At 37.8% G+C, this 22,955-nt stretch carries 18 protein-coding genes; 4 read left to right on the top strand and 14 right to left on the bottom strand.

What is annotated here, in order from left to right:
* Window positions 1-14 precede the first annotated feature (14 nt).
* From BUA71_RS08620 to BUA71_RS08605, 4 genes are all read left to right on the top strand, one after another.
* Window positions 15-869, top strand: a complete 855-nt coding sequence (locus tag BUA71_RS08620; protein ID WP_072878701.1) for a fumarylacetoacetate hydrolase family protein — start codon at window positions 15-17, stop codon at window positions 867-869.
* A gap of 151 nt (window positions 870-1,020) precedes the next feature.
* Window positions 1,021-1,851 (top strand): amidohydrolase family protein, encoded by an 831-nt coding sequence (locus tag BUA71_RS08615; protein ID WP_072878699.1) that lies wholly within the window; start codon window positions 1,021-1,023, stop codon window positions 1,849-1,851.
* A gap of 3 nt (window positions 1,852-1,854) precedes the next feature.
* Window positions 1,855-2,193 (top strand): L-rhamnose mutarotase, encoded by a 339-nt coding sequence (locus BUA71_RS08610; protein ID WP_072878697.1) that lies wholly within the window; start codon window positions 1,855-1,857, stop codon window positions 2,191-2,193.
* Between the two features lie 136 nt (window positions 2,194-2,329).
* A complete protein-coding gene (locus BUA71_RS08605) occupies window positions 2,330-3,511 on the top strand; it encodes an alpha-hydroxy acid oxidase (protein WP_072878694.1) in 1,182 nt (393 codons plus the stop codon).
* 261 nt (window positions 3,512-3,772) lie between these two features.
* On the opposite strand, the gene fucP is transcribed toward BUA71_RS08605, so the two are convergent.
* The 14 genes from fucP to BUA71_RS08535 form a co-directional block, all read right to left on the bottom strand.
* Window positions 3,773-5,107, bottom strand: a complete 1,335-nt coding sequence (fucP, locus tag BUA71_RS08600; protein WP_072878692.1) for an L-fucose:H+ symporter permease — start codon at window positions 5,105-5,107, stop codon at window positions 3,773-3,775.
* 65 nt (window positions 5,108-5,172) lie between these two features.
* Entirely contained in the window at window positions 5,173-5,964 is a 792-nt protein-coding gene (locus tag BUA71_RS08595) for an SDR family oxidoreductase (RefSeq protein ID WP_072878677.1), read from the bottom strand.
* 778 nt (window positions 5,965-6,742) lie between these two features.
* On the bottom strand, window positions 6,743-7,555 hold the full coding sequence (locus tag BUA71_RS08590) for a 3-keto-disaccharide hydrolase (protein ID WP_072878675.1): 813 nt from the start codon (window positions 7,553-7,555) through the stop codon (window positions 6,743-6,745).
* Between the two features lie 118 nt (window positions 7,556-7,673).
* A complete protein-coding gene (locus BUA71_RS08585) occupies window positions 7,674-8,318 on the bottom strand; it encodes a gluconate 2-dehydrogenase subunit 3 family protein (RefSeq protein WP_072878673.1) in 645 nt (214 codons plus the stop codon).
* Between the two features lie 10 nt (window positions 8,319-8,328).
* Complete coding sequence (locus BUA71_RS08580) at window positions 8,329-10,032, bottom strand: GMC oxidoreductase (RefSeq protein WP_072878671.1); 1,704 nt, start codon at window positions 10,030-10,032, stop codon at window positions 8,329-8,331.
* 35 nt (window positions 10,033-10,067) lie between these two features.
* Window positions 10,068-11,123: a sugar phosphate isomerase/epimerase family protein gene (locus BUA71_RS08575; RefSeq protein WP_072878669.1), complete on the bottom strand. Its 1,056-nt coding sequence runs from the start codon at window positions 11,121-11,123 to the stop codon at window positions 10,068-10,070.
* A 28-nt stretch (window positions 11,124-11,151) separates the two neighbouring features.
* The gene (locus BUA71_RS08570) at window positions 11,152-12,291 is read right to left on the bottom strand and encodes a Gfo/Idh/MocA family protein (protein ID WP_072879091.1); all 1,140 of its coding nucleotides are present in this window, start codon (window positions 12,289-12,291) and stop codon (window positions 11,152-11,154) included.
* A 24-nt stretch (window positions 12,292-12,315) separates the two neighbouring features.
* Window positions 12,316-13,551: a nucleoside permease gene (locus BUA71_RS08565; protein WP_072878667.1), complete on the bottom strand. Its 1,236-nt coding sequence runs from the start codon at window positions 13,549-13,551 to the stop codon at window positions 12,316-12,318.
* 12 nt (window positions 13,552-13,563) lie between these two features.
* Window positions 13,564-14,556 carry a sugar phosphate isomerase/epimerase family protein gene (locus tag BUA71_RS08560; protein ID WP_072878665.1) on the bottom strand — a complete coding sequence of 331 codons (993 nt, stop codon included), beginning with the start codon at window positions 14,554-14,556 and terminating at the stop codon, window positions 13,564-13,566.
* A 112-nt stretch (window positions 14,557-14,668) separates the two neighbouring features.
* On the bottom strand, window positions 14,669-16,012 hold the full coding sequence (locus BUA71_RS08555; protein ID WP_072878663.1) for a Gfo/Idh/MocA family protein: 1,344 nt from the start codon (window positions 16,010-16,012) through the stop codon (window positions 14,669-14,671).
* A 16-nt stretch (window positions 16,013-16,028) separates the two neighbouring features.
* On the bottom strand, window positions 16,029-17,012 hold the full coding sequence (locus BUA71_RS08550) for a formylglycine-generating enzyme family protein (RefSeq protein ID WP_072878661.1): 984 nt from the start codon (window positions 17,010-17,012) through the stop codon (window positions 16,029-16,031).
* 30 nt (window positions 17,013-17,042) lie between these two features.
* Window positions 17,043-17,726 carry a 3-keto-disaccharide hydrolase gene (locus BUA71_RS08545; RefSeq protein ID WP_072878659.1) on the bottom strand — a complete coding sequence of 228 codons (684 nt, stop codon included), beginning with the start codon at window positions 17,724-17,726 and terminating at the stop codon, window positions 17,043-17,045.
* Window positions 17,727-17,869: 143 nt separating this feature from the next.
* Window positions 17,870-19,393 carry a RagB/SusD family nutrient uptake outer membrane protein gene (locus BUA71_RS08540; RefSeq protein WP_072878657.1) on the bottom strand — a complete coding sequence of 508 codons (1,524 nt, stop codon included), beginning with the start codon at window positions 19,391-19,393 and terminating at the stop codon, window positions 17,870-17,872.
* A gap of 26 nt (window positions 19,394-19,419) precedes the next feature.
* On the bottom strand, window positions 19,420-22,806 hold the full coding sequence (locus BUA71_RS08535; RefSeq protein ID WP_083572062.1) for a TonB-dependent receptor: 3,387 nt from the start codon (window positions 22,804-22,806) through the stop codon (window positions 19,420-19,422).
* Between the last annotated feature and the right edge of the window lie 149 nt (window positions 22,807-22,955).

The following is a 22,955-nucleotide window of genomic DNA, read 5'->3' as shown; positions in this document are numbered from 1 at the left end:
AAAATATAAAGCTTATGAAATTAATACGATTTGGCGAAGCCGGAAAAGAAAAACCGGGTATCCAATTAAAAAATGACGAAAGAATAGATGTTTCGAAATTCGGGGAAGATTTCGATGAAAAATTTTTTGAAACCGGCGGCCTGGATAGACTTAGACAATGGCTGGATAAAAATGCCGATGATAGTCCGCGTATTTCAAAAGACACACGACTGGGTCCTCCATTAAAGCGACCATCCAAGCTAGTATGCGTGGGACTCAATTATGAGAAGCACGCTGAAGAAAGTGGCGCAGATATCCCCAAAGAACCCGTGTTGTTCTTTAAATCTACTACAGCTATCACAGGACCAAATGATTCTGTTACTATTCCAAAAGGAAGTAAAAAAACAGATTGGGAAGTAGAATTGGCGATTGTAATTGGCAAAAAAGCGTCTTATGTAGAAGAAAAAGACGCTCAAGACTATATTGCCGGTTATGTGCTGCACAATGATGTTTCAGAAAGGGAGTTTCAAGGAGAAAGAGGCGGTCAATGGTGCAAGGGAAAAGGCTGTGACACGTTCGCTCCTTTAGGGCCATTTATTGCGACTAAAGATGAAATTAAAGATCCCAATAATTTAAAGTTATGGTTGGAGCTTAATGGGGAACGTCTACAGGATTCGACCACAGCCGACTTTATTTTTAAGGTAGAAGAAGTTGTTTCTTATATTAGTAAGTTTATGACCCTTTTGCCGGGAGATGTGATTTCAACGGGAACTCCTTCTGGTGTTGGTTTAGGTTTAAAACCTCCAAAGTATTTAAAACCTGGCGATATTATGGAATTGGGTATTGATGGTTTAGGAACATCAAAACAAGAAGCAGTAGCTTATAAATAGTGTCTGTCGATAAAGTCGGACAACTGCGATACGCTCATTTTGAAAACACTCATTTGTAAAAGCAAATTCTTCGATTCTCAAAATTTCGCAAGCCTTATGCTCAATTTTTCTAAACCTTACACTTAAGTATATGATCAAACCCTAAGTAACGATGAGAATAGATACCCACCAACACTTTTGGAAATTCGATCCGGTACGTTATGCCTGGATCGATGATTCAATGGCTGTGCTGAAGAAAGATTTTTTACCTGAAGATTTGGCTTTACTATTAAAAGCCAACCAAATAGATGGTTGCATTGCCGTGCAAGCCGATCAATCTGAACAAGAAACAGAATTCTTGTTAGGTTTAGCTAAAAAGCATGCCTTTATCAAAGGTGTAGTGGGTTGGGTAGATCTTCTGCATAAAAATATTGAGAACCGGCTGGAATATTTTTCTAAATTTAAAAAACTAAAAGGAATTCGGCATATTGTTCAAGCTGAACCGGCGGGTTTTATGTTACGAAACGATTTTCAGCGTGGTATTTCTCAATTAAAAAGCTTTGGGCTGGTCTATGAAATATTAATTTATTACAACCAATTGGAAGAAGCTGTTCAATTGGTGAAAAATCATCCCCAACAGGTTTTTGTTCTAGATCATTTAGGAAAACCAAATATTAAGGGTGAAGAAATTATCTCCTGGGAAAAAAATATTCGTGCTTTGGCAGCATTGCCTAATGTATATTGTAAAATTTCAGGGGTAATAACAGAAGCCGATTGGGAGACCTGGACTTATGAAGATCTCGTTCCATATTTTGATATTTTATTTGAGGTTTTTAGCACCAAAAGAATATTGTTTGGGTCTGACTGGCCTGTGTGCTTAAACGCCGGGAGCTACCAGGAAGTGCTTCAGCTTGTAGAAAAATACATCTCAAAATTTTCAGCAAAAGAACAAGCTGCGATTATGGGTGAAAATGCGGTAAAAATATATAACCTAAAAAAATAGCTTATGGAAAATAAACGATATGCGCTAGCCCTCGATTTAATTGATGACCCCGAATTAATAAATGCCTATAAAAAAGCACATCGTAAAGTTTGGCCTGCGGTTATTGATAGCATTAAAAATTCCGGGATAATAAACATGGAAATCTACCTTACAGGAAATAGATTATTTATGCTTATGGAAGTAGATGCTTTATTTTCCTTTGATAAAAAATCAAAAATGGATGCTAAAAACCCAAAGGTACAGGAATGGGAAACTTTGATGAGCAAATATCAAAAAATTGTTCCTTCTGCCGAAAAAGGAGAAAAATGGACGCTTATGGAGAAAATTTTTCAATTGGAATAAAAACTTTAAGGACTTACATACAATCCTGAAACAGTCTGTATCAAAATAGTTCTAAGTCTCTAAGAGATAGAAGAATTGAAAACTAAAATTACACGTATCCAAAAATTATATAGTTTAAATTTAATTCGAAAAAACTATGAAAAGCGCAGAAAAGGAAATAAAATTTGACTCTCAATATCCCTCTATTGAATCTCTTAGGGCAAAAGCAAGGAAAAAAATTCCAAAATTTGCCTTTGGGTATCTGGATGGCGGCTGTAATGAAGAAATAAACTTACATAAAAATACAGCAGAAATAAGGGATATTGAACTTTCTCCTTATTATTTAAATGAGCATAGTGCCGCAAGTATGAAAACCACGCTTTTTGGGCATACCTATGATGCGCCTTTTGGCATAGCCCCCGTGGGACTTCAGGGACTTATGTGGCCAAATGCTCCAGAAATTTTAGCAAAGGCCGCTTTTGAGCATAATATCCCTTTTGTTCTCAGCACCGTAAGCACAAGCAGCATAGAACGTATTGCTGAAATTACCGAAGGACAGGCCTGGTTTCAACTATACCACCCAACAGAAGCCAGATTAAGAGACGATATTATTAAGCGTGCAGGTGATGCCGGATGTCCCGCATTGGTGATTTTATGCGATGTACCTACGTTTGGATTCCGGGCTAAAGAAATTAAAAGTGGATTGGCAATGCCGCCAAAAATGTCACTAACAAACATATTGCAAGTTTTAGCAAGACCACAATGGGCTACGCAAACGTTAATGCATGGACAGCCAACTTTTGAAACCTTAAAACGCTATATGCCGAAAGGTTTAGACTTAAAGCAGCTGGGGAAATTTATGGATGAAACCTTCTCCGGCAGATTGAATGAAGAAAGAATTGCCCCCATTCGTGATATGTGGAAAGGAAAGCTAATATTAAAAGGAGTTTCTACTGAAGTTGATGCTGAAAAAGCAATACGTTTGGGCTTCGATGGGATTATTGTTTCCAATCATGGAGGGCGGCAATTAGATGCAGGAGAATCAACCATAAAGCCATTAACCCGAATTGCTGAAAAATACGGAGATCAAATTACCGTAATGATGGATAGCGGTTTACGATCTGGGCCAGATATCGCGAGAACTATGGCCAGTGGTGCCGAATTTTCATTTTTAGGAAGATCGTTTATGTATGGAGTTTCTGCTTTAGGTAAAAAAGGCGGGGATCATACTATTTCATTATTAAAAATCCAATTACAACAAGTTATGGATCAAATTTGTTGCGAAAAAGTGCAGGATTTCCCTAATCACCTTATTAGAAAACAGGTTAATAGATTGTAGATTGTAATTTGAACAGCTTGAATTAAAAAAACAATCTTTTTGAATGAAACTTTTGAATTGTGAAACGACACAGCCCGGCTTTGCAAAACCAGGCAACCATAATGTCGCAAGTATGTCTTCAGCAATTATTCATACATCAAAATAATTAACCGGATAACGATAATTAAAAAGCTACCCGGTCTTTAACTTCAAGCCTTTGTGTGCATTTAAACCGCTTATATTTATAAAATAAATAATGGAATTAAAAAGGTAGAAAAGTAATCATTTTTCGTGCTTTTCACTCTTTAAAACGCTGTAACTAAAAATCCCAACAACCAGCAAACAAATTAGCGGTAGGATAAAAGAAAATTTTACTTCAGGAATAAATCCAAGTACTTGCACATCTGCAAACCCCGGACCTCCCCAGTCTAAAATCCAGGCTTGAAGGGGCGGCAATAATGCGCCACCAACAATAGCCATAACAAGACCAGCCGAGGCTAATTTGGCTTCGTCGCCCATATTTTCCAGGGCCAACCCATAAATTGTAGGAAACATAAGCGACATACAAAGACTAATAGCCACAAGGGAATACAAGCCCAAAACACCCGGAAGCAAGATTGCGCCTGCGGCGAATAATACCCCACCGGTCGCAAAAAATAACATTAATCTGGCCGGGCTTATATATTTCATCAACCATGTGCATATCCACCTTCCCGCCAGGAAGAAAATCATTGCGGTCATATTATACCAGGTCGCCGTTAACTGTTCATTGGGGCCTCTGTTCAGATTTAAATTATCTACATACTGAAATATAAACGTCCAGCACATAATTTGTGCTCCTACATAAAAAACCTGGGTTAAAACACCTTTTAAATAAATTTTATTTCGAAGCAATTTCAATAGGGCTTCTTTTGAGGATATTTTCACCTCTCTATTAAATACCGGGAATTTCGTAAGGACAATAATTAGTAATATCACCAATACCAAAACCCCCAAAGCAATATAAGGGTAACTAATTATGTCCAGATCATTTTCCCGTATCATCGTTTTTTGGGAAGCATTTAAAGCTTCATAAGCATCTACTGTATATTTATCGGACTTAAGTGATTGAATCACAAAAACCTGTGCCACTAACATGCCTAATAAAGAACCTACGGGATTAAAAGACTGGGCCAAATTAAGACGTTGTGTGGCCGTTTTTTTGTCACCTAAAGCTAATACATAGGGATTTGAAGTTGTTTCCAGAAACGCCAACCCGAATGTGAGAATATAAAGAGAAACTAAAAAATAAGCAAACTCCTGATAAGCGGCCGCAGGATAAAATAGGAATGCTCCTATCGCATAAAGCACTAGTCCAAGCATAATTCCCTTTTTATAGCTAAACTTTCGAATAAATAAAGCAGCAGGAATAGCCATAGTAGCATACCCGCCGTAAAAAGCCAGTTGCACAAGGGCAGCTTCAAAATTAGAAAGTTCTGGCATTACCTTCTTAAAAGCGGAGACCATAGGATTGGTCAAATCGTTAGCAACGCCCCATAGAAAAAACAAGGAAGTAATGATTATAAATGGGAAAAGCATTTTTTTTGGAACAACTGGTGTTCTATTGGCTTGTTTCATACATTTATTTTTAGGTATAGCAATCTTTGAGGAATAAAATTATAATTAGGACGATTTTCCGGAAATTATTCAGTCAATAATGAACGGTCTAAGTGCACATACCCTCCATCAACGAAAATAAACTGACCGGTGGTATGGGAAGATTTTTCTGAGATAGTGAACAGGCAAGTGTCTGCAATTTCTTTAGGTTTAGTCATTCTTTTTCCCAGGGGGATTTTGCTTTCTATGGCTTTCTTTTTCTCATCCCCGTCTTTTAATGTATCCAACCAATTTTGATAGGCCGGGGTCCAACTTTCAGCAACAACAATCGCATTGCAACGTATTTCATTTTTGATTAAATCGACCGCCCATTCCCGGGTAAGTCCTAAAACGCCACCTTTGGAAGCCGCATAACCGGAAGTACCACCCTGCCCGGTTAAGGCCACTTTCGAACCAATATTTAAAATATTTCCTTTAGTTTTCTTAAGAAGCGGCAAAGCATACTTGGTCATGGCAAAACAGCTAATTAGATTTAGTTTTAAGGAAGAAATAAAATCTTCTATAGAACTATCTAAGCCCGCTCCATCATTCACACCAACGTTATTAATAAGCACATCTATACGACCGTATTTTCTTTCTATGGTTTCCACAGCCTTTTTTATCTGTTCGTGATTTGCCAAATCGGTTTTAATAAATATACTGTCGATACCTCTTTCTTTTAACTGATTGGCATAACCTATACCACGATCGTTCCGATCTACAAGTACCGGAACGGCACCTTCATTAGCCAGGGATTCTACAATGGTTTCACCTATACTTCCTTTTATTCCGGCTGCCCCGGTTACCACCACTATTTTATCTTTTAATCTTAAATTCATTCTTGTTTTTTATAATACTTTTCCATTATTTTTATTCAGAAATCTTTTGAAGCTATAAGATAACGAAGTGCTCTATTTTAATTTTGTAAAAGTTACCACTACTACAACGATTTCTTATTCTCGGGTAATGAACTCGTTTAAACCATCGTCATTGGCTAAAAAATTGCTAATTTTCACTTCAAAGCGAAAAGTTTAAATGAGTTCAATTTATAAACTAAATAGTTGTAAAGGAAAATCTTTATAAATCTATGAAAGTTTATACGGCCAAACTATATCTATTTTCTTCCAAAAGAAACTTTAATTTTAACCAATAGTGATACTTTTTTTGCATCTGTGGTACATTTAAAGCAATAGCACCTATATTGTTCATTAAGGTTAGTTTTCTAATGCTAAAGACTATCCAAAACATAAAATAGCATAGGAATTTAGCACCCCATCTCTGTAAGACTTAAAATCTAAAGAATCTTATATCAAGCGATTTTTAAAAATGTTGTGAAGTAGTAAAAATTTGTGGTTTTGACAACTTATATCACCTTAACAATGTAACTACATCAACAGATAAGGTAGCACTCTTTAAACAATTAAATCCCCCTACAAAACTACATCGTAGATGGGGATTTAACTATTACGCTTTCTTATTTAATATAGTGTAGTGCTATAAATTGTAATCAACAACCTCGACCCAGGGGGCTATGAGGTATGCTACCGAAAAAAAATCTTTTATTTCCAGGCAAGCCACCGGGGGAATTAAACCTTTGGTTATCGCCCCGCGATTAAATCAATTTTTCTCATTAAGCAACTTATCCACTTGAGCTTGTAATGCTTTGGGATCATCTGCATATTTTTCAAGATCAACTATTTCTACTTTTCTAAAATCTGTAGGATGACTTTCACTTTGTAAGGAAATAGTTCCCCCCGTTAACAATGTCTCATCATCCTTTTGTGGTTTATTATAACGAAGCACTTCCTCTCCGTTTACATAATGTACAATTAGCGAATCCCGCACTGCCAATACGTCCACACGTACCCATTGATCCCCGGGAAAAGTTTTAGAATTTGAATTTGTGCAATGAGTAGTTATAAGTTTCCCATCCTTAACGAACTGGGTGCCGGGAGTACATACATTGGCATTTGATCGTTCCTCTTTTCCATTTCCCCCCAACAATTGCACTTCGATGGAATTGGGAAAGTCCTGGTCTTTCTCCATAGTTTCAGGTTTCTGGCCGTGAATCATAATTCCATTATTACGGTAGGCCCACCCCGGACCATTTTTCACCTGATCTCCTACAAATCGATATTCTACCCCTAATAAATAGGTAGAAAAAGGTTTTTTATAGAATAGATGTCCATACTTTTCTTCAAATCCGTTTTCGTATTGATCATATCTTATTTGTAAAAGACCATCATTTACCCTAAAAGTATTTCCAAAATTATCTCCGAGTTCATGTTTTCTTATTTTTATTTGCCAATCATCCAGATTTTCACCGTTAAACAATGGTTCCCATTGGTTGGAAGATTTAGAAGAACAGCCTAAAAAAATAAAAGAAGTAAAAATTATTAGGATAACAGAAAATGGTATTCTTTTTTTCATAATAGTAACATAAGGTTTAAGTCATAAAGATTTCATAGTATAAAAAACTTCATAAAACAGCTTTAAATAATCGAATTGAAAAGATTCAACTAATGATTATGTGATGTTTTAGTTAGTCTTACAGGGACATCGCTTTCCCACCGCCAAGATCATCAATTGAACCACAAGGGATATACTCTCCCGGAATGGGATCATACCACATTACGTTTTCGCCAATTTCTTCACTTGTTTTATATGCCCATATCGCCAAACCGCGTACTTCTTGCAGGTAGGCCAGTGAACCGGCATCGGGATCTATTTCTATTCCGGGGTCTTTGTCCTGTGGATCCTGGGTTTCGGTGTTTCGCTTCACAATCTTTTCTTTTTCTGCCGGCGTTGCTTTTAAGTATTTACCAACAATTTGCTCATATTCTTCAGCAGTTCCCTCTGCCTCTTCTTTGTTGAATTCATTTTTAAAAGCCCGGGAAAAAGCATTGGCAGATTCATTGAAATTCTGCTTTCTATCTTCAGAAACAATTTCATTCATATAAGAATCAATAAATTCGGCTATATTCAAATCTTCAGCCCCCGGGGTATCGGTTTTTGGAAGGATAACTTCCAGGATTTGTTTTAAAGCAAAACCATTGGAAGCACTTAAAAAAACCGGCTTCCATGTATGTTGCGCATCACTCTTACAGCTTTGTAATAAATTTAAAGTTGTGGGGCCTATAATTATAGCGCCTGCCCCAAGTCCTAAATTCCTTAATGCCTGTCTTCTATTCATTATCTGATTTTTAAGCGTTAGATTTTTTAAAGTTTTTTGCCGCATGATCTGCTGCCCTGGCCGTCATAGCCATATAGGTTAAAGATGGGTTTTGACATCCTGCAGAGGTCATAAAAGAACCGTCGGTTACATAAACATTTGGCACTGTATGTACCTGGTTATTCCCGTTTAAAACTGAGGTTTTTGGGTCTCTACCCATTCTTGCAGTTCCCATTTCATGAATTCCAAGCCCCGGTGCGCCTATATTATCGTAGCCTTGCACATCTCTAAATCCTCCTTTTTCTAACATATCAACAGCCTGTTCGATCATATCTTTTCGCATCTTAAGTTCGTTCTCTTTAAACTCGGCATTAAAGGTAACCGTGGGTAATCCCCATTCATCTTTTTTATCCTGATCCAGGTACATTTTATTTTCATGGTAAGGTAAGGTCTCTCCAAAGCCCATTAAGCCCATAGTCCAACCGCCAGGTTTCACTATGGCTTCTTTGAGTTCTTTTCCATAAGAAGCCTCAGCAATTGCTTCGGTCCAATTTCCTCTTCCGGCACCTCCCTGGTAACCATAACCTCTTATAAAATCCCGGTTCTCATTGTTCTTTAAATTTCTAAAGCGTGGTAAATAAATTCCATTGGGCCTTCTTCCTTTATAATATTTATCTTCAAAACCGTCATATTTGGCTGATGCTCCTGCCCTAAAATGATGATCCATAAGGTTATGTCCCAATTCCCCACTATCATTTCCTAAACCATTCTCAAACCTGTCAGATTTAGATTGCATCAAAATACTGGTAGAGGCCACAGTTGAAGCACATAGGAAAATCACATTCGCTTTATAAACTATCTCTTCTTTGGTTTCTGCATCGATTACCTTAACCCCGGTAGCACGTTTTTTATCAGCATCATATACAACTTCACTAACTATTGAGTTGGGTCTCAAGGTCATATTTCCCGTTTTTTCTGCTGCCGGCAAAGTAGAAGAGTTACTGCTAAAATAACCTCCGTAGGGACATCCTCTAATACAACGATTTCGATACTGGCAATTAGAACGACCTTCGAATTCTTTATTTCCGGTAATATGGGCTACACGGCCTATAGTTAATAACCGGCCATCATCAAAATTCTCTGCTATTTTACTCTTAAGATGATCTTCTACACAGTTAAGTTGCATTTGTGGAAGAAACTTTCCATCTGGTAACTGGCTTAATCCTAGTTTTTCCCCGCTTACGCCAATAAAAGATTCTACATAATCATACCAGGGAGCAATATCTTTATAGCGAATGGGCCAATCTACCCCATAGCCGTCCTTTTTGTTTGCAGTAAAATCCAGGTCACTTAGCCGGTAAGTTTGTCTTCCCCACATAAGCGATCTACCACCCACGTGATAGCCACGCATCCAATCGAATCTCTTTTCCTCATTATAAGGATGTTTTATATCATCTACAAACCAGTGAGCACTAGCTTTATTAATAGTATAACCTGTTCGAGATTGCTTTTTTTGTCTTGCTCTCTCTTCTGGAGTAAGTTGTCCCTTAAATTTATAATCCCAGGGATCATCATTCATCGTAGGATAGTCTTCAATATGTTTTACCATACGACCTCTTTCTAATACCAGGGTTTTAAATCCTTTCTCTGTTAACTCTTTTGCAGCCCAACCGCCGCTAATTCCCGTACCTACAACTATGGCATCATAGATCTCACTTTCATAAAAATTACTCACGTTCTTATATTTTTTTTAATAAACTCGATTTCTATTTAATTAATTCCTAAAATTCGTTTTAATTTTTGTTCGTCAATTTCACTTCCGGCAAAATCATCAAATTTTTTCTCGGTGGCTTCAATAATATGGTTTTGAATAAACGATGCACCTTCCCGTGCTCCTTGTTCAGGAGATTTTATACAACATTCCCATTCTAATACTGCCCACACATCACAGCCATATTCTGTTAATTTAGAAAAGATCGTTTTAAAATCTACCTGGCCATCTCCTGGATGCCTATAACGGCCTGCCCTATCTATCCAATCGCCATAGCCGCCAAAAGATCCTTTTTTCCCGGTGGGGTTAAATTCGGCATCTTTTACGTGAAACATTTTTATAAACTCGTGGTAATGATCTATGTAAGAGATATAATCCAGCTGTTGCAATACAAAGTGGCTGGGATCATACAAAAGATTTACGCGTTTATGGTTATTGGTCGCGGCAAGAAAACGCTCAAAAGTAACGCCGTCGTGTAAATCTTCCCCGGGATGTACTTCATAACAAACATCTACCCCCTGTTCATCAAATTCATTTAAAATAGGTAGCCAGCGCTTGGCCAACTCTTGAAACCCCATTTCTACTAAGCCTTCCGGTCTCTGGGGCCAGGGATGCGCAGTATGCCAAAGTAGGGAACCGCTAAAAGTACCATGAACATCCAGGTCAAAATGCCGACTGGCTTTTGCCGCACTTTTAAGTTGCTCTACCGCCCATTTTGTTCGGGCTTTGGGATTACCTTTCACTTCATCTGGCGCAAAATTATCAAACATAGTGTCGTATGCAGAATGCACAGCAACCAATTGTCCCTGCAAATGAGTACAAAGCTCGGTAACTTCTAAACCATAAGAGGCTACTTTTCCTTTTATTTCATCGCAATAATCTTTGCTTTCTCCGGCCTTTGTTAAATCGATTAAAGCCGATTCCCAGGTTGGGATTTGTATTCCTTTATACCCCAAATCTGCCGTCCATTTGCACAAACCGTCCAGGCTATTGAACGGGGCTTTGTTATCCATAAATTGAGCTAAATAAACCGCGGGTCCTTTTATCGTTTTCATTTTATATATATTTTTTACTCGCCAATCTTTACTTATCCATTGCTACCCAAACATTTCCTTTGGCGTGAGAATCTACCACTTTTTCAATAAAGTTCATGCCGCGAACGCCATCTTTTATACCGGGAAATTCCCCGGGATGGTATTGCTCTCCTTTTATAGCTTTAGCTACGCCTTTGTAAATATTCCCCATAGCATCGAAGATGCCTTCAGGGTGGCCGGGAGGTAATTTTGTTCCGTCTAAAGAAAATGCCGAATTATATGGATGCCCGGGTTTTAAAACTTTCATAGGCTGCCCATCTTCCAGCTTATACAGGTAATTTGGGTTTTCCTGTTCCCACTTCAATCCTGCTTTCTTTCCGTAGATCTTTACCGTAAAATTGTTTTCCTCTCCTGTAGCGATTTGACTTGTCCTTATCACACCTTTAACATATTCTGAAAAACGGAGTAAAACGGTACCGTCCACATCCATTTTATTATCGGAATATACATAATTGAGATCGGCCAGCAGTTTTTCCACCTGAAGTCCCGATACATACTCAACCATATCTAAAGCGTGGGTACCAATATCGCCCATACAACAACTAATACCCCCTTTTTCGGGATCTAACCGCCATATACTATTTCTTTGCTCCTCATCGTGAATTATAGGATTGATCCATCCCTGGTAATATTGTACATCTATCTTTTGAATTTCCCCAAGCTCGCCTGCCGCAATCATCTCTTTCATCTGCCGAATCATGGGATAACCCGTGTAAGTGTAGGTGACAGCAAAAATAGTCTTTGCTTTGTTTAGCGTGTCTTCCAAAATCTTCGCCTCCTTGTATGAAGTGGTCATTGGTTTTTCACAAATCACATGGAAACCATTTTCCAGAAGCTTTTTTGCCATGGGAAAATGCAGAAAATTTGGCGTAAGAATAGAAACGACCTCAATGCGATCTTCAGCAGGAAGTTTTGTTTCTTCTTCAATGAGGTGATCCAGGTCTTTATAGATTTTATCCCTGTTGATCCCTATTTCTTCGGAAAATTTTTCACTTTCTTCCAATGCAGGATTAAAAACACCGCCCACTACTTCAAATTTATCGAACATGGAAGAAGCTACGCGATGCAGGATGCCTATAAGGGAGTCCCCACCGCCGCCAAGAATTCCTAACTTTATTTTTTTACTCATAATTTTTTCAATCTTTTTATTCAATTATATTTCTATATCCTTTTTTGCTATTTTTTCATTTTTGAAGAAGATAGCAAATAGGATCATCACTACAAAAGCAAAACCTGCGGGAACGATCCATATTTGTTCCCAATCGTGAGTCCCATCGGCATTTAAATACATATCGCTCACCTGGCCGGCTACCCAAAACCCAATAAGCATTCCCAGACCGTAAGTAGCCAGGGTAATTAATCCCTGGGCTGCACTTTTAATTTTTGGACCGGCCTTGGAATCGGTATAGATTTGCCCGGAAACAAAGAAAAAGTCATAACAAATACCGTGTAATGCAATTCCTATAATTAGCATAAAAGCAAGTTCCCCGGTATCGCCATAAGCAAAAAGCAGGTACCGCACGGTCCATGCCAACATCCCCGCAAGAATAGTAATTTTAAATCCGAATTTCTTAAAAAAATAAGGAATAAGCAATAAAAACAATGCTTCGGAAACCTGGCCTATAGACATTTTTGCCGTAGGATCTTCCATCCCAATTTCCGATAAAAACGGATTGGCGTTTTGGTAATAAAATGCCAGCGGAATGGAAATTAGGATGGAAGAAATAAAAAATATCAGGAAATTTTTTCCTTTTAGTAAACCAATAGCTTCCAGACCTAGAATATCAGAAATGGAAACTTTTTCCCCTTTACTGCTCGGCGGGGTTTTAGGCAAGGTAAAACTAAAAATTCCTAATAATGCGGAACCAGTTGCGGCCATTAAGAAAGTATATTTAAGCATCCCATCTGCCCTTCCTTCCGCCGAATCCCAGGAAAACACATAACTTATCACTAAACCTGAAACGATCCAGCCTATAGTTCCAAATACCCTTATGCTGGAGAATTGTTTAGAAGGTTCTGTCATTTGGTAAAATGAAATGGAATTCACTAAAGCCAGGGTTGGCATATATAAAATCATATAGCCTAAAACGAAGGGGTAGAAATTGGTAAAATCTGGAGATTGGTACATCATATACAGTAAACCTGCGCCAAGTAAATGAAGTACCCCAAGAATACGCTCGGCATTAAAAAAACGATCGGCAATGAGGCCAATAATAAAGGGGGCTATAATTGCACCCCAGGATTGGGTGGAAAATGCCATTCCTGTTTCTGCACCAGTGGCATTTAGGTTCTGTCCTAAAAAAGTCCCTAAGGTAACGAACCATCCGCCCCAAATAAAGAATTCGAGAAACATCATGGCCGAAAGTTGAAATCTGGTTAGACCTTTCATGTGCTGTAGGTGTTATTTTTGGTTTAGTTCGCTACCAACCTCCTGTAAAAGTTTTTTAGTAGCCATAATACCTTCTTTTGGCGAAAGCTTTTGGCCTTCATATTCTACACCTACAAAGCCGGTGTAACCCGCATCTTTTACAATTTGCATAATGCGTTTATAATCTAAGTCGGTTTCCTGCCCCTTAGCATCAAAATCGTAGGATTTTGCACTAACCGCCTTGGCATAAGGCATCATTTCTTCAATTCCCTGGTATGTTGGGTATTCTTCTGCACATCCATCTTTTGTTCTTTCTATACAGAAATTACCAAAATCGGGTAGCGTACCGCAATTGTCCATATTTACTTCTTTAATTACTTCCACCAAAAGTTTGGCATTTGAGGAGAAGTGACCGTGATTTTCTACCAGGACATTGATATTCTTTTCTTTAGCATACTCACTTAGCATTTTAAGTCCCGAAACTGCAGATTTTTTCCATGCTTCCGGTTCTTTAGCACCAAATAGATTTACCCGAATGGTATGAGCTCCTAAAAATTGAGCTGCATCTACCCATTTCTTATGGTTTTCTACCGCTTGTTTACGTGTTTCTTTATCGGTGGAAGCCAATTCACCTTCACCATCTACCATAATCAAAACATTTTCAACCCCAAATTCTTCACTTTTAGCTTTTAAGGTATCTAATGTTTTTTGCATAGCTTTTTCAGGGTCTTCAGCATTTTTTATTTTTTCCGCATAAAAACCGCTAACATATTCGATCCCTTCAAACCCCATCTCGTTTGCTTTTTCAGCAAAATCCATAGGATCTATTTCGCCGGCGAAAATAGGTTTGTGCAAAGACCATTGTGCTAATGAGATTTTAAAAAAAGGTTCGGCTTGTTCTTCGGTTTTAGCGGTGAGGTTTTTATCATTCTTGTTTTTGTCCTCTTGATTTTTGCAAGAAAACACGCCCAGACTTAGAGTAGATAAAAATAAAAAGACTAGGAATCGAACTGGTTTACGTCTCATAAAATATTGAATTAGGTTGATTTAACTGTTGTTTTTAGAATTGTACAATATACATTATTGTACTAAGACTTGTTTATTAAGTACATTAAAAATACACTCGAGGTTTTTATGCTTAAAAAACCTTTGTTTTACCCGGTGTTGGAATAGGATATAACCCATCTTTTCCCGGTATCGTAGGCGGAGTGGAATCCCAGGTCACCTCTTTAGACATTAAGACTTTTTCTGACTTCAATGCTTCATCCCAATTAATTACCTGGCCGGAGTACGTTGCCATTCTTCCCATAATTGCAGTCATTGTACTTTTAGCTCCATTTTCGGCATCACTAATAACCTCTTTATTTCTTATAGATGCAAAAAGTTTATCGTGTTCTACCTGATAAGGATTGGGATCCCGTTGGCTTCTATATTTAAAAATATTATTCCCTTCAAGATCTGTAATACTTGCTGCTCCTGCATCATTCATATCTATAGTGCCTTTGCTTCCCTGGAAAGCTTCTCCTACTTTAGACCAAGTTCCTGGTTGGTGGCGACATTGACTGGAGATCACAGCGCCCCCGGGATATTTAAATTCTACAGCATGGTGGTCAAATATCTCGCCGTGCTCCGGCCCTGTTCTTACCAGGCGTCCGCCCATACCTTGGGCAGAAACCGGATATTCCCCAATAAACCAGTTGGCCACATCTATATTATGTATATGCTGTTCCAGGATATGATCGCCACAAAGCCAATTGAAGTAATACCAGTTTCGCATTTGGTACTCCATTTCACTCTGTCCTGCTTCCCTGGGGTTCACCCAAACCCCGCCACTATTCCAGTAAACCTGTCCCGAGAGGATTCTGCCGGCTTCATTTTGTTTTACCTTCTCTGCAATTGCCCGGTAATTATTTTGATAACGACGTTGAAGACCAACTACCACGTTTAGCTTGTTCTCTTTGGCAACTTTAGCCATTTCCAATACTTTCCTTATTCCCGGCACATCGGTAGCAACGGGTTTTTCCATAAATACATGCTTCCCGGCATTTACGGCATATTCAAAATGATAAGGACGAAAGCCCGGCGGTGTGGTAAGAATAACCACATCTGCCTGATCGATTGCTTTTTTATAAGCATCAAAACCTACATATCGGTGTTTTTCCTGAACGTTTACCTTTTTGCTTCCTTCAAATTCCTTTTGAAGATTTTGAAGGCTGCTGTTTAACCGATCTTCAAATGCATCGGCCATAGCGACTAATTGAACATTTTCATCGGCTTTTAATGCCTGGTTCGCTGCTCCCGAACCTCTACCACCACAGCCTACCACCGCAAGCTTTAAAGTTTTATCATTAAAAACATTGGTCATAGCGCTCATCTCCATCCCCGGTAACATCATCCCCGCAGCAACAAGACTGGTGTTCTTAACAAAATTTCTTCTTGAAGATTGTAAAATAGGTTTTTGGTCCTTTTTAGAATTATTCATCATTTATTTTTTCAGGTTATGGGGCTTTCGAACCCCAGTATTTTTTATAATCAGATTCTTTCGGCGGAGTTATTACTCTTACGATTCTAAAGCCCACAAAAGGAGCATCGGTATTCCACCATTTACTCTTAGGGAATTGTGGGTCCCGCATTTTCCAGTTTTCCGTAGAACCTAAACGAGCGGCACTCCTAAGATACCGGGCATCATCATAATAGGAGCCACCCCTTACAGATCGTGGGTATTCCTTTACCGGAAATACCACTGGATTGTTGCTTATTGCTTTTCTAGTTTTATAGGTTTGCGGCAGGTATTGGTCCAGGGTCCATTCCGCTACATTTCCATACATATCATAAAGTCCCCAGGGATTCGGTTTTTTTTGCCCTACCTTATGGTAAGTGTCCTCACTGTTCTCGTAATACCAGGCATATTCCCCCAGCATCTCCTCATCGTCCCCAAAATGAAAAGCGGCAGTAGTGCCCGCCCGTGCGGCATATTCCCATTCGGCTTCTGTAGGCAATCGATAAAAATGTCCTGTCTTAGCTGATAACCATTCACAGAATTTAGAAGCGGCATGATGGGTGACATTGGCAACCGGCAAACCTTCACCGGTCCCCATACCTAAACTCATATCTACATAAGGAATGGTGGCCCCGGAAACTGCATCTATCTCAACCTCAACCTGGGAAGATTTAGTGGTATTCTCTACAGTATCTATAGCTCGATTCAGGAACAAATTATACAAATCCCAGGTGATTTCATATTTTGACATTAAGAAAGCATCAATTGTCACTTTATGTGAAGGTGCTTCATCTTTATTGTGATATGTTTCATCGTTCGGACTTCCCATTGTAAAAGTGCCTTTGGGAATGGATACCATTTCAATGATTAAATCTGATCCTGCTATTTCCTGGGTGTAATCCTCAATTCCCACCTCCTGTGTAAAAGCTACCGGCGCCTGCAAAAGAAACAGCAAAATAAATAAGTTTGATGTAATTCTCATTATTTGAATATTAAAACTTTAGAATTTGGATTATAAGGGAGTAATTTCTATTTTTTTAAATTCCACTTCTGCACCTTCCGCCTGAAGGGCAATATGACCTTTTTTGGCGGTAGCATTAAAACCTTTATTTACCAATTCCCCATTCACCCACACTTTAATAGTGTCCGCCAGACATTCAATTACCATAGTGTTCCACTGCCCAAGTGGGTTTTCAGAGTCATCGGTAAGATTCTTTATTCTTCGTTCTTTACCTTCGGTTGCGCCCCAATCTTTCCTGGGACCACGTCGTTCTTCCATATTAGGAACTTCAATATCTTCTACGATGCACCAAAAGTCTCCTGCATTGTTATGTTCCATTTGTACCTCAATAGATTTTGGAAACATATTGTACAAGGCTCTTGGAGTGGATGCATGTACCAGAACGCCACAATTGCCCGGCGCCCCAGAGAACCGGTATTCAACCTCTAGCTTATAATCCTGGTAAATACTGTCGGTAATTAGATGACCCCTGGGATCGCCCAGGCTTACCAGCATTTGATCGCGAACTATAAAAGGATTTTTTGTTTGTGGGTTGCTATCCATTTCAGGAACATCAACATGCCATCCCGTAAGATCCTTTCCGTTGAACAGGCTGTAAGGGGTCTTCTTTATATCCTGGGCTTTGCAAGATGAAAGGGTAATGAGGAAAATAAAAAGAGCAATAAATGTTTTCATTTAGATTTAATTGTTGTTTCGCTACCTATATCAGCACCATAATAATTAAAATACACTTTCAAAATCAAATTAATCAGACTTTAGTAAACTTTGTACAAGTAACGATAGCTATGTAGCACTCTAATTCTTTTTTAATTAAAATACTACCAGTTAGGGTTTTGTTCAATATTTGGATTAGTGTTTAATTCATTTTGTGGTATTGGAAAATACTCGTGTTTAGATAGGTTAAAGTATTCTCGTCCAACTTTATCGCTATCTTGTATCTCTTCTTCTAAAAGTCCCCAACGTTTTAGATCATAAAATCTTAGACCTTCCCTGAAAAATTCAATCATTCTTTGATGTCTTACTTCTTCCATAAGAGACTCTTGATTTAAGCCAGTTTTTAGATCAGTTAAATTGGCCCTATTTCTGATTCTATTAATTAATGGATAAGCTTCCAGCGTTTTTCCTTGCATAATTAGGGATTCGGCATACATTAAAAGTATATCTGCATAACGTAAAGCTTTTTCATTAATCTCAGATATCCAAATACCTTCATTATCATCATTATAATTTTGGTATTTTTTTATGAGGGAATTAAATCCAAATTGTAATTCAAATTCAGAGAATGGTTTATTGTAAAAAGTGGCACCTGGATAATCCCAAATTAAGGTTGCATACATTCTAGGGTCATAATCACCATCAATTGTTTTTTCTTTCTTGAATTCATTAAAAATTTTATTGGTTGGAAAAGCCTCAAACCATCCGCCAACTTCTGGAGGCGCAAATTCTTGAGCTGTAGTAACCCCTTGTGATTCATCAGCATTCTCACCCGCCCAAGGATCGCTTCCTCCAACATCCTGATTCTGAATCTCAAATAAAGACTCCTTATTGTTATCCATTTCTGCAATAAAATTATCTCCATATTTATCCAAAAGGTTATAATCAAATGGTGCTTTGGAATTTCCATTAGGTTCAGAAAGTAAAGAGAATTCAGCCTCCGCTTCACTCCATTTTTCTTGGTACAAATAAGCTTTACCTAAATATCCTATTGCTGCTCCTTTAGTAGCTCTACCTTTCCATTCTTCTGGATAAGATTCTGGCAAATTTTCCTTTGCAACCTTCAAATCTTTTTCTACTTGACCCCACACTTCGATTTCAGAAGATTTTTCAACGAAATAATCTTCTCGCATTTCCGGGACTGTTGTTATAATCGGTACGCTTTTAAAATTAATAGTTAAATGAAAATAATTTAATGCTCTTAAAAAATTGGCTTCTGCTATAAGTTCTTTCTTTTTACCTTCCGATATCGATGCAATTTCGGTCGTGTTTTCTATAATTTGATTTGCTCTAAAAATCCCAGTATAAAAACCAGTAAACATTGCTGCAGGTGTTCCAGTTGTAGCATCATTAGTAAATGTAGATAGCTGATACAAGGCTCTTACATCATTTCTAAGATAGAAATCATCTCCACGACCATTCGCCAATTCAACTCCTCTCACACCCCAGTAACCATTATTTACATCACGAAGAACTTTATATGTTGCAGCTAACCCAGAAAGAACATCATCTTCAGTTTCCCAAAAATTCTCTTCAGTAACTACATTTGGATTAGACTGTTCAAGGTCATCAGTACAGGCGCTGAATAATAAAATAAACAATATATATATGTGCACGAATCTTTTCATAGTTGTAAAGTTTTAAAAATTAAGTTTTAAAAGGTAATATCCATACCAATCATTAAAGTTCTAGATAAAGGATAGGCTATATGTCCAAAATCTACTCCTCTATCCAGTACAGAACCACCACGTCCAATGTCTGGGTTATACCCTGAATAATTAGTTAAAGTAAATATGTTATCTGCACTTGCATAAATTCTTGCATTTTGCACTTCGATTGACTCTAGAAATGAACTCGAAATATTATACCCGATTTGTAAGGTCTTCAATCTTAAATAAGATCCGTCTTCTAAAAATCTATCTGAAGTTCTAGCATTTTGATTAGGATCGTCTATAACAGCTCGAGGAATACTAGTTTCCGTGTTTTCCGGTGTCCAGGCGTTGAGAGTGGATTTAGCATAGTTATATTCTAAATTCATTCCTTCCAAATCCTGTCTTAATCCATTATAAATTTTATTTCCACTGGTTCCTTGAAAAAATAGATTTAAATCAAAATTCTTCCAACGAAAATTCCCGCCTAATCCAAAAGAAAAATCAGGATTTGGACTACCAACATATTTACGGTCATTTTGATCAATTTGACCATCATTATTCATATCCTTAAACCTAATATCTCCAGGCTTGGCATTTGGTTGGATTGGATCTCCATTGACACTATGAGCATCTATTTCACTCTGTGAATTAAATATACCATCAGTTTCTATTAGATAAAAGGCTCCTACAGGAAGCCCTGCCTGGGTTACCGTAGCAGAAGCTCCATGATGCGTAGGTTGACCTCCAAAAATCTGTTGGGAACCAGTACCTAATTGATTTACCTCATTATCAACCGAAGAAAAAGTTCCGGTAACTTGATATTCAAAATCTTTCACAACGTTCCCGTACGATAAAACGGCCTCAAATCCTTTATTAGTAATCTCTCCAGCATTGATAAAAGGACTATCTCCACTAGCTCCAGTGGATAAAGGAATAGGCACCTGAAGTAATACATCAGTATTTTTTTTAATAAAATAATCTGCAGTAAAATCAAGTTTATGATCCAGCATACTTAAATCCAAACCGAAATTAAGTGTTTTTGAAGTTTCCCATTTAATGTCTGGTGTTGCAAACGCTGTTTGAATAGCTCCAGGCCATAATTGCTGTCCGGATCCCATCACGTAATTAGTATTTAAATCAATTGCAGGATTAAATCGATAATCTGCAAATTCCTGATTTCCTAAGACACCGTAGCTTGTCCTGAACTTAGCCAAATTAATAACTTCCGAATTAAAAAAATCTTCATTTGAAAAATTCCATCCCAAAGCAATAGAAGGAAAATTACCATATTTGTTACCACTACCAAAACGAGAAGAGCCATCTCTTCGAATTATTCCTGTCACCATATACTTATCATCAAAAGAGTAAACGACCCTTCCAAAGTAAGATATAAGTGCGCTTTCCCAAGCGTTACTTCCCGAAGCTATATTTGTGGTTCCTCCATCAAGTACCATTACTCCAGGTGGCATACCACTCTTACTTCCAGTAAGCCCTCTATATTCATTATTTTGATAAGAATAACCAAGCAAACCTTCAATTTTATGATCTCCGAATTTTTGATTATAAGATAAAGTATGCTCCATTAACTTATTAACTGTTTCACCTCTACTTTCATATAAATCGGAGTCTAAATTTCTAAAATGACTTCCCACCTCATAAGGATAGGTGTAAATATAATCGTGACGGGAAACACTGGTGTATCCCGTATTAAGCTTATAAGTTAGTTCGTCGAGAATAGAAAACTCCGCAAAAGCATTAATAATCACTTTTTTAGCTTGTGACTCATTATTTTCCAAATTTAGGTGAGCTACTGGACTAGCGACATCTACAACTGGACCATATGCCCCGCCATAACCACCAACAGCATTTTCATTATAAACACTAAAAGCAGGTATCATTTTAGGAGCTGAACCTACGGGATTTCCACCTTGACCACCAAAACCATCAGAAATATTTTGCCAATTCTCTTTAGAGAGAATAACGGTCTCTCCAATTTTCAATCTTCCCTTGCTAAATGTAGATTTGAGTCTTAAGTTCCAACGGTCATAACCAGTTTCTTCCACAATACCTTCCTGGTCCAAATAACTACCTGATATACTATAAGTTAAATTCTCTCCTCCTCCACTAGCTGATAAATTATAATTTTGCATAGGAGCTACTCTATATATTTCATCCTGCCAATCTGTTCCTTTACCATTATTTAAAGCTTCTTCAGCAATTTCTAATCTAGCTAAATTTGCATTATCGTGCGCAGCATTGCTAACTATTGCCCATTCTTTCGCGTTTAACACGTCTAGCTTATCACTAATTTTCTGCACGCCATAATAAGCACTTAAATTTAATCGATTTTCTCCTTTTTCACCAGTTTTTGTTGTAATCAGAACGACACCATTAGCAGCGCGAGATCCATAAATGGCAGCAGCTGATGCATCTTTCAATATATCCATGGAAGCAATATCACCTGGTGCAAGGTTGTTAATATTCTCTACCTGAACCCCATCAACAATGTATAATGGAGCATTATTCCCAAAAGATCCTGTTCCTCTTATAAGAATGCGTACTCCCGAACCAGGATTACCACCTGCTGATTCCACCTGCACACCCGGAATACGACCTTGTAGTGACTTTTCCACTGTACCAGCACCTTCTGTTACAATATCTTCAGCTTTTACAGAAGATAAAGCTCCTGTTATATTTGCTCTACTTTGGGTCCCATACCCAACAACAACAACCTCATCTAAAGCTGCGGCATCCTGCTCTAATGCGATATCGATTTCGTTACTACCATTTACTTCAACTTCCTGAGTAGCGTAACCAATATAGCTCACTTTTAAGGTGGCGCCTTCAGATACTTCAATGGAATAATTACCATCAAAATCACTCATCACTCCATTAGTAGTACCTACTTCCAAAATGTTGGCAGCTGGGACGGGCATTCCTGAACCAGCTTCGGTAACTGTGCCGGTAACTGTGATCGTTTCCTGAATTACATTAGTAGTGGCCGGCATGATTTTTTCTTTAGGCTTTCCCTTTTTAAGGATAATTTGCTTCTTCTTTACTTTAAAATAAATATCTGTACTTGAAAATAAAGAATCTAGAATATCAGAAATAGTTTTTTTGTGCACATTCAAGGACACTTTTCGATTAATATCAATTTTACTTTGATTGTACAAAAAACTGAATTCCGAGCGTTCCTCTATACTTTGAAACACTTCCTCTATTGTAGCATTTTTGAGGTCTAACGTGATTTTTTTATTCTGTGAATAGGTATTGGCATGGATCTTAAATAATGAAATTATTAATAAAAGCGTAGTAAGTTTCATTTTTAGACTAAGGTTAGGTAGCTTTTCAGATTTAAAAAGCCTGCACCGATGGTGTTTTTTTTTCATACTTTTGTAGTGGTTAGGTGATTTAACGTTTTTTACTTAAATCACTTTTTTGAGCCGGGAAATGGGCCAACATTTTCCGGTTTTTTATAATAGTGATTTACTTCTCTTACATTTTAAATGGTTTATCTCATTCCTTTTATTTTTTTGAA

This window comes from Salegentibacter echinorum (genome assembly GCF_900129445.1).
Taxonomy (GTDB): domain Bacteria; phylum Bacteroidota; class Bacteroidia; order Flavobacteriales; family Flavobacteriaceae; genus Salegentibacter; species Salegentibacter echinorum.
Note: the sequence above shows the minus strand (reverse complement) of the source record. Positions and strands in the feature narration are given on the sequence as shown.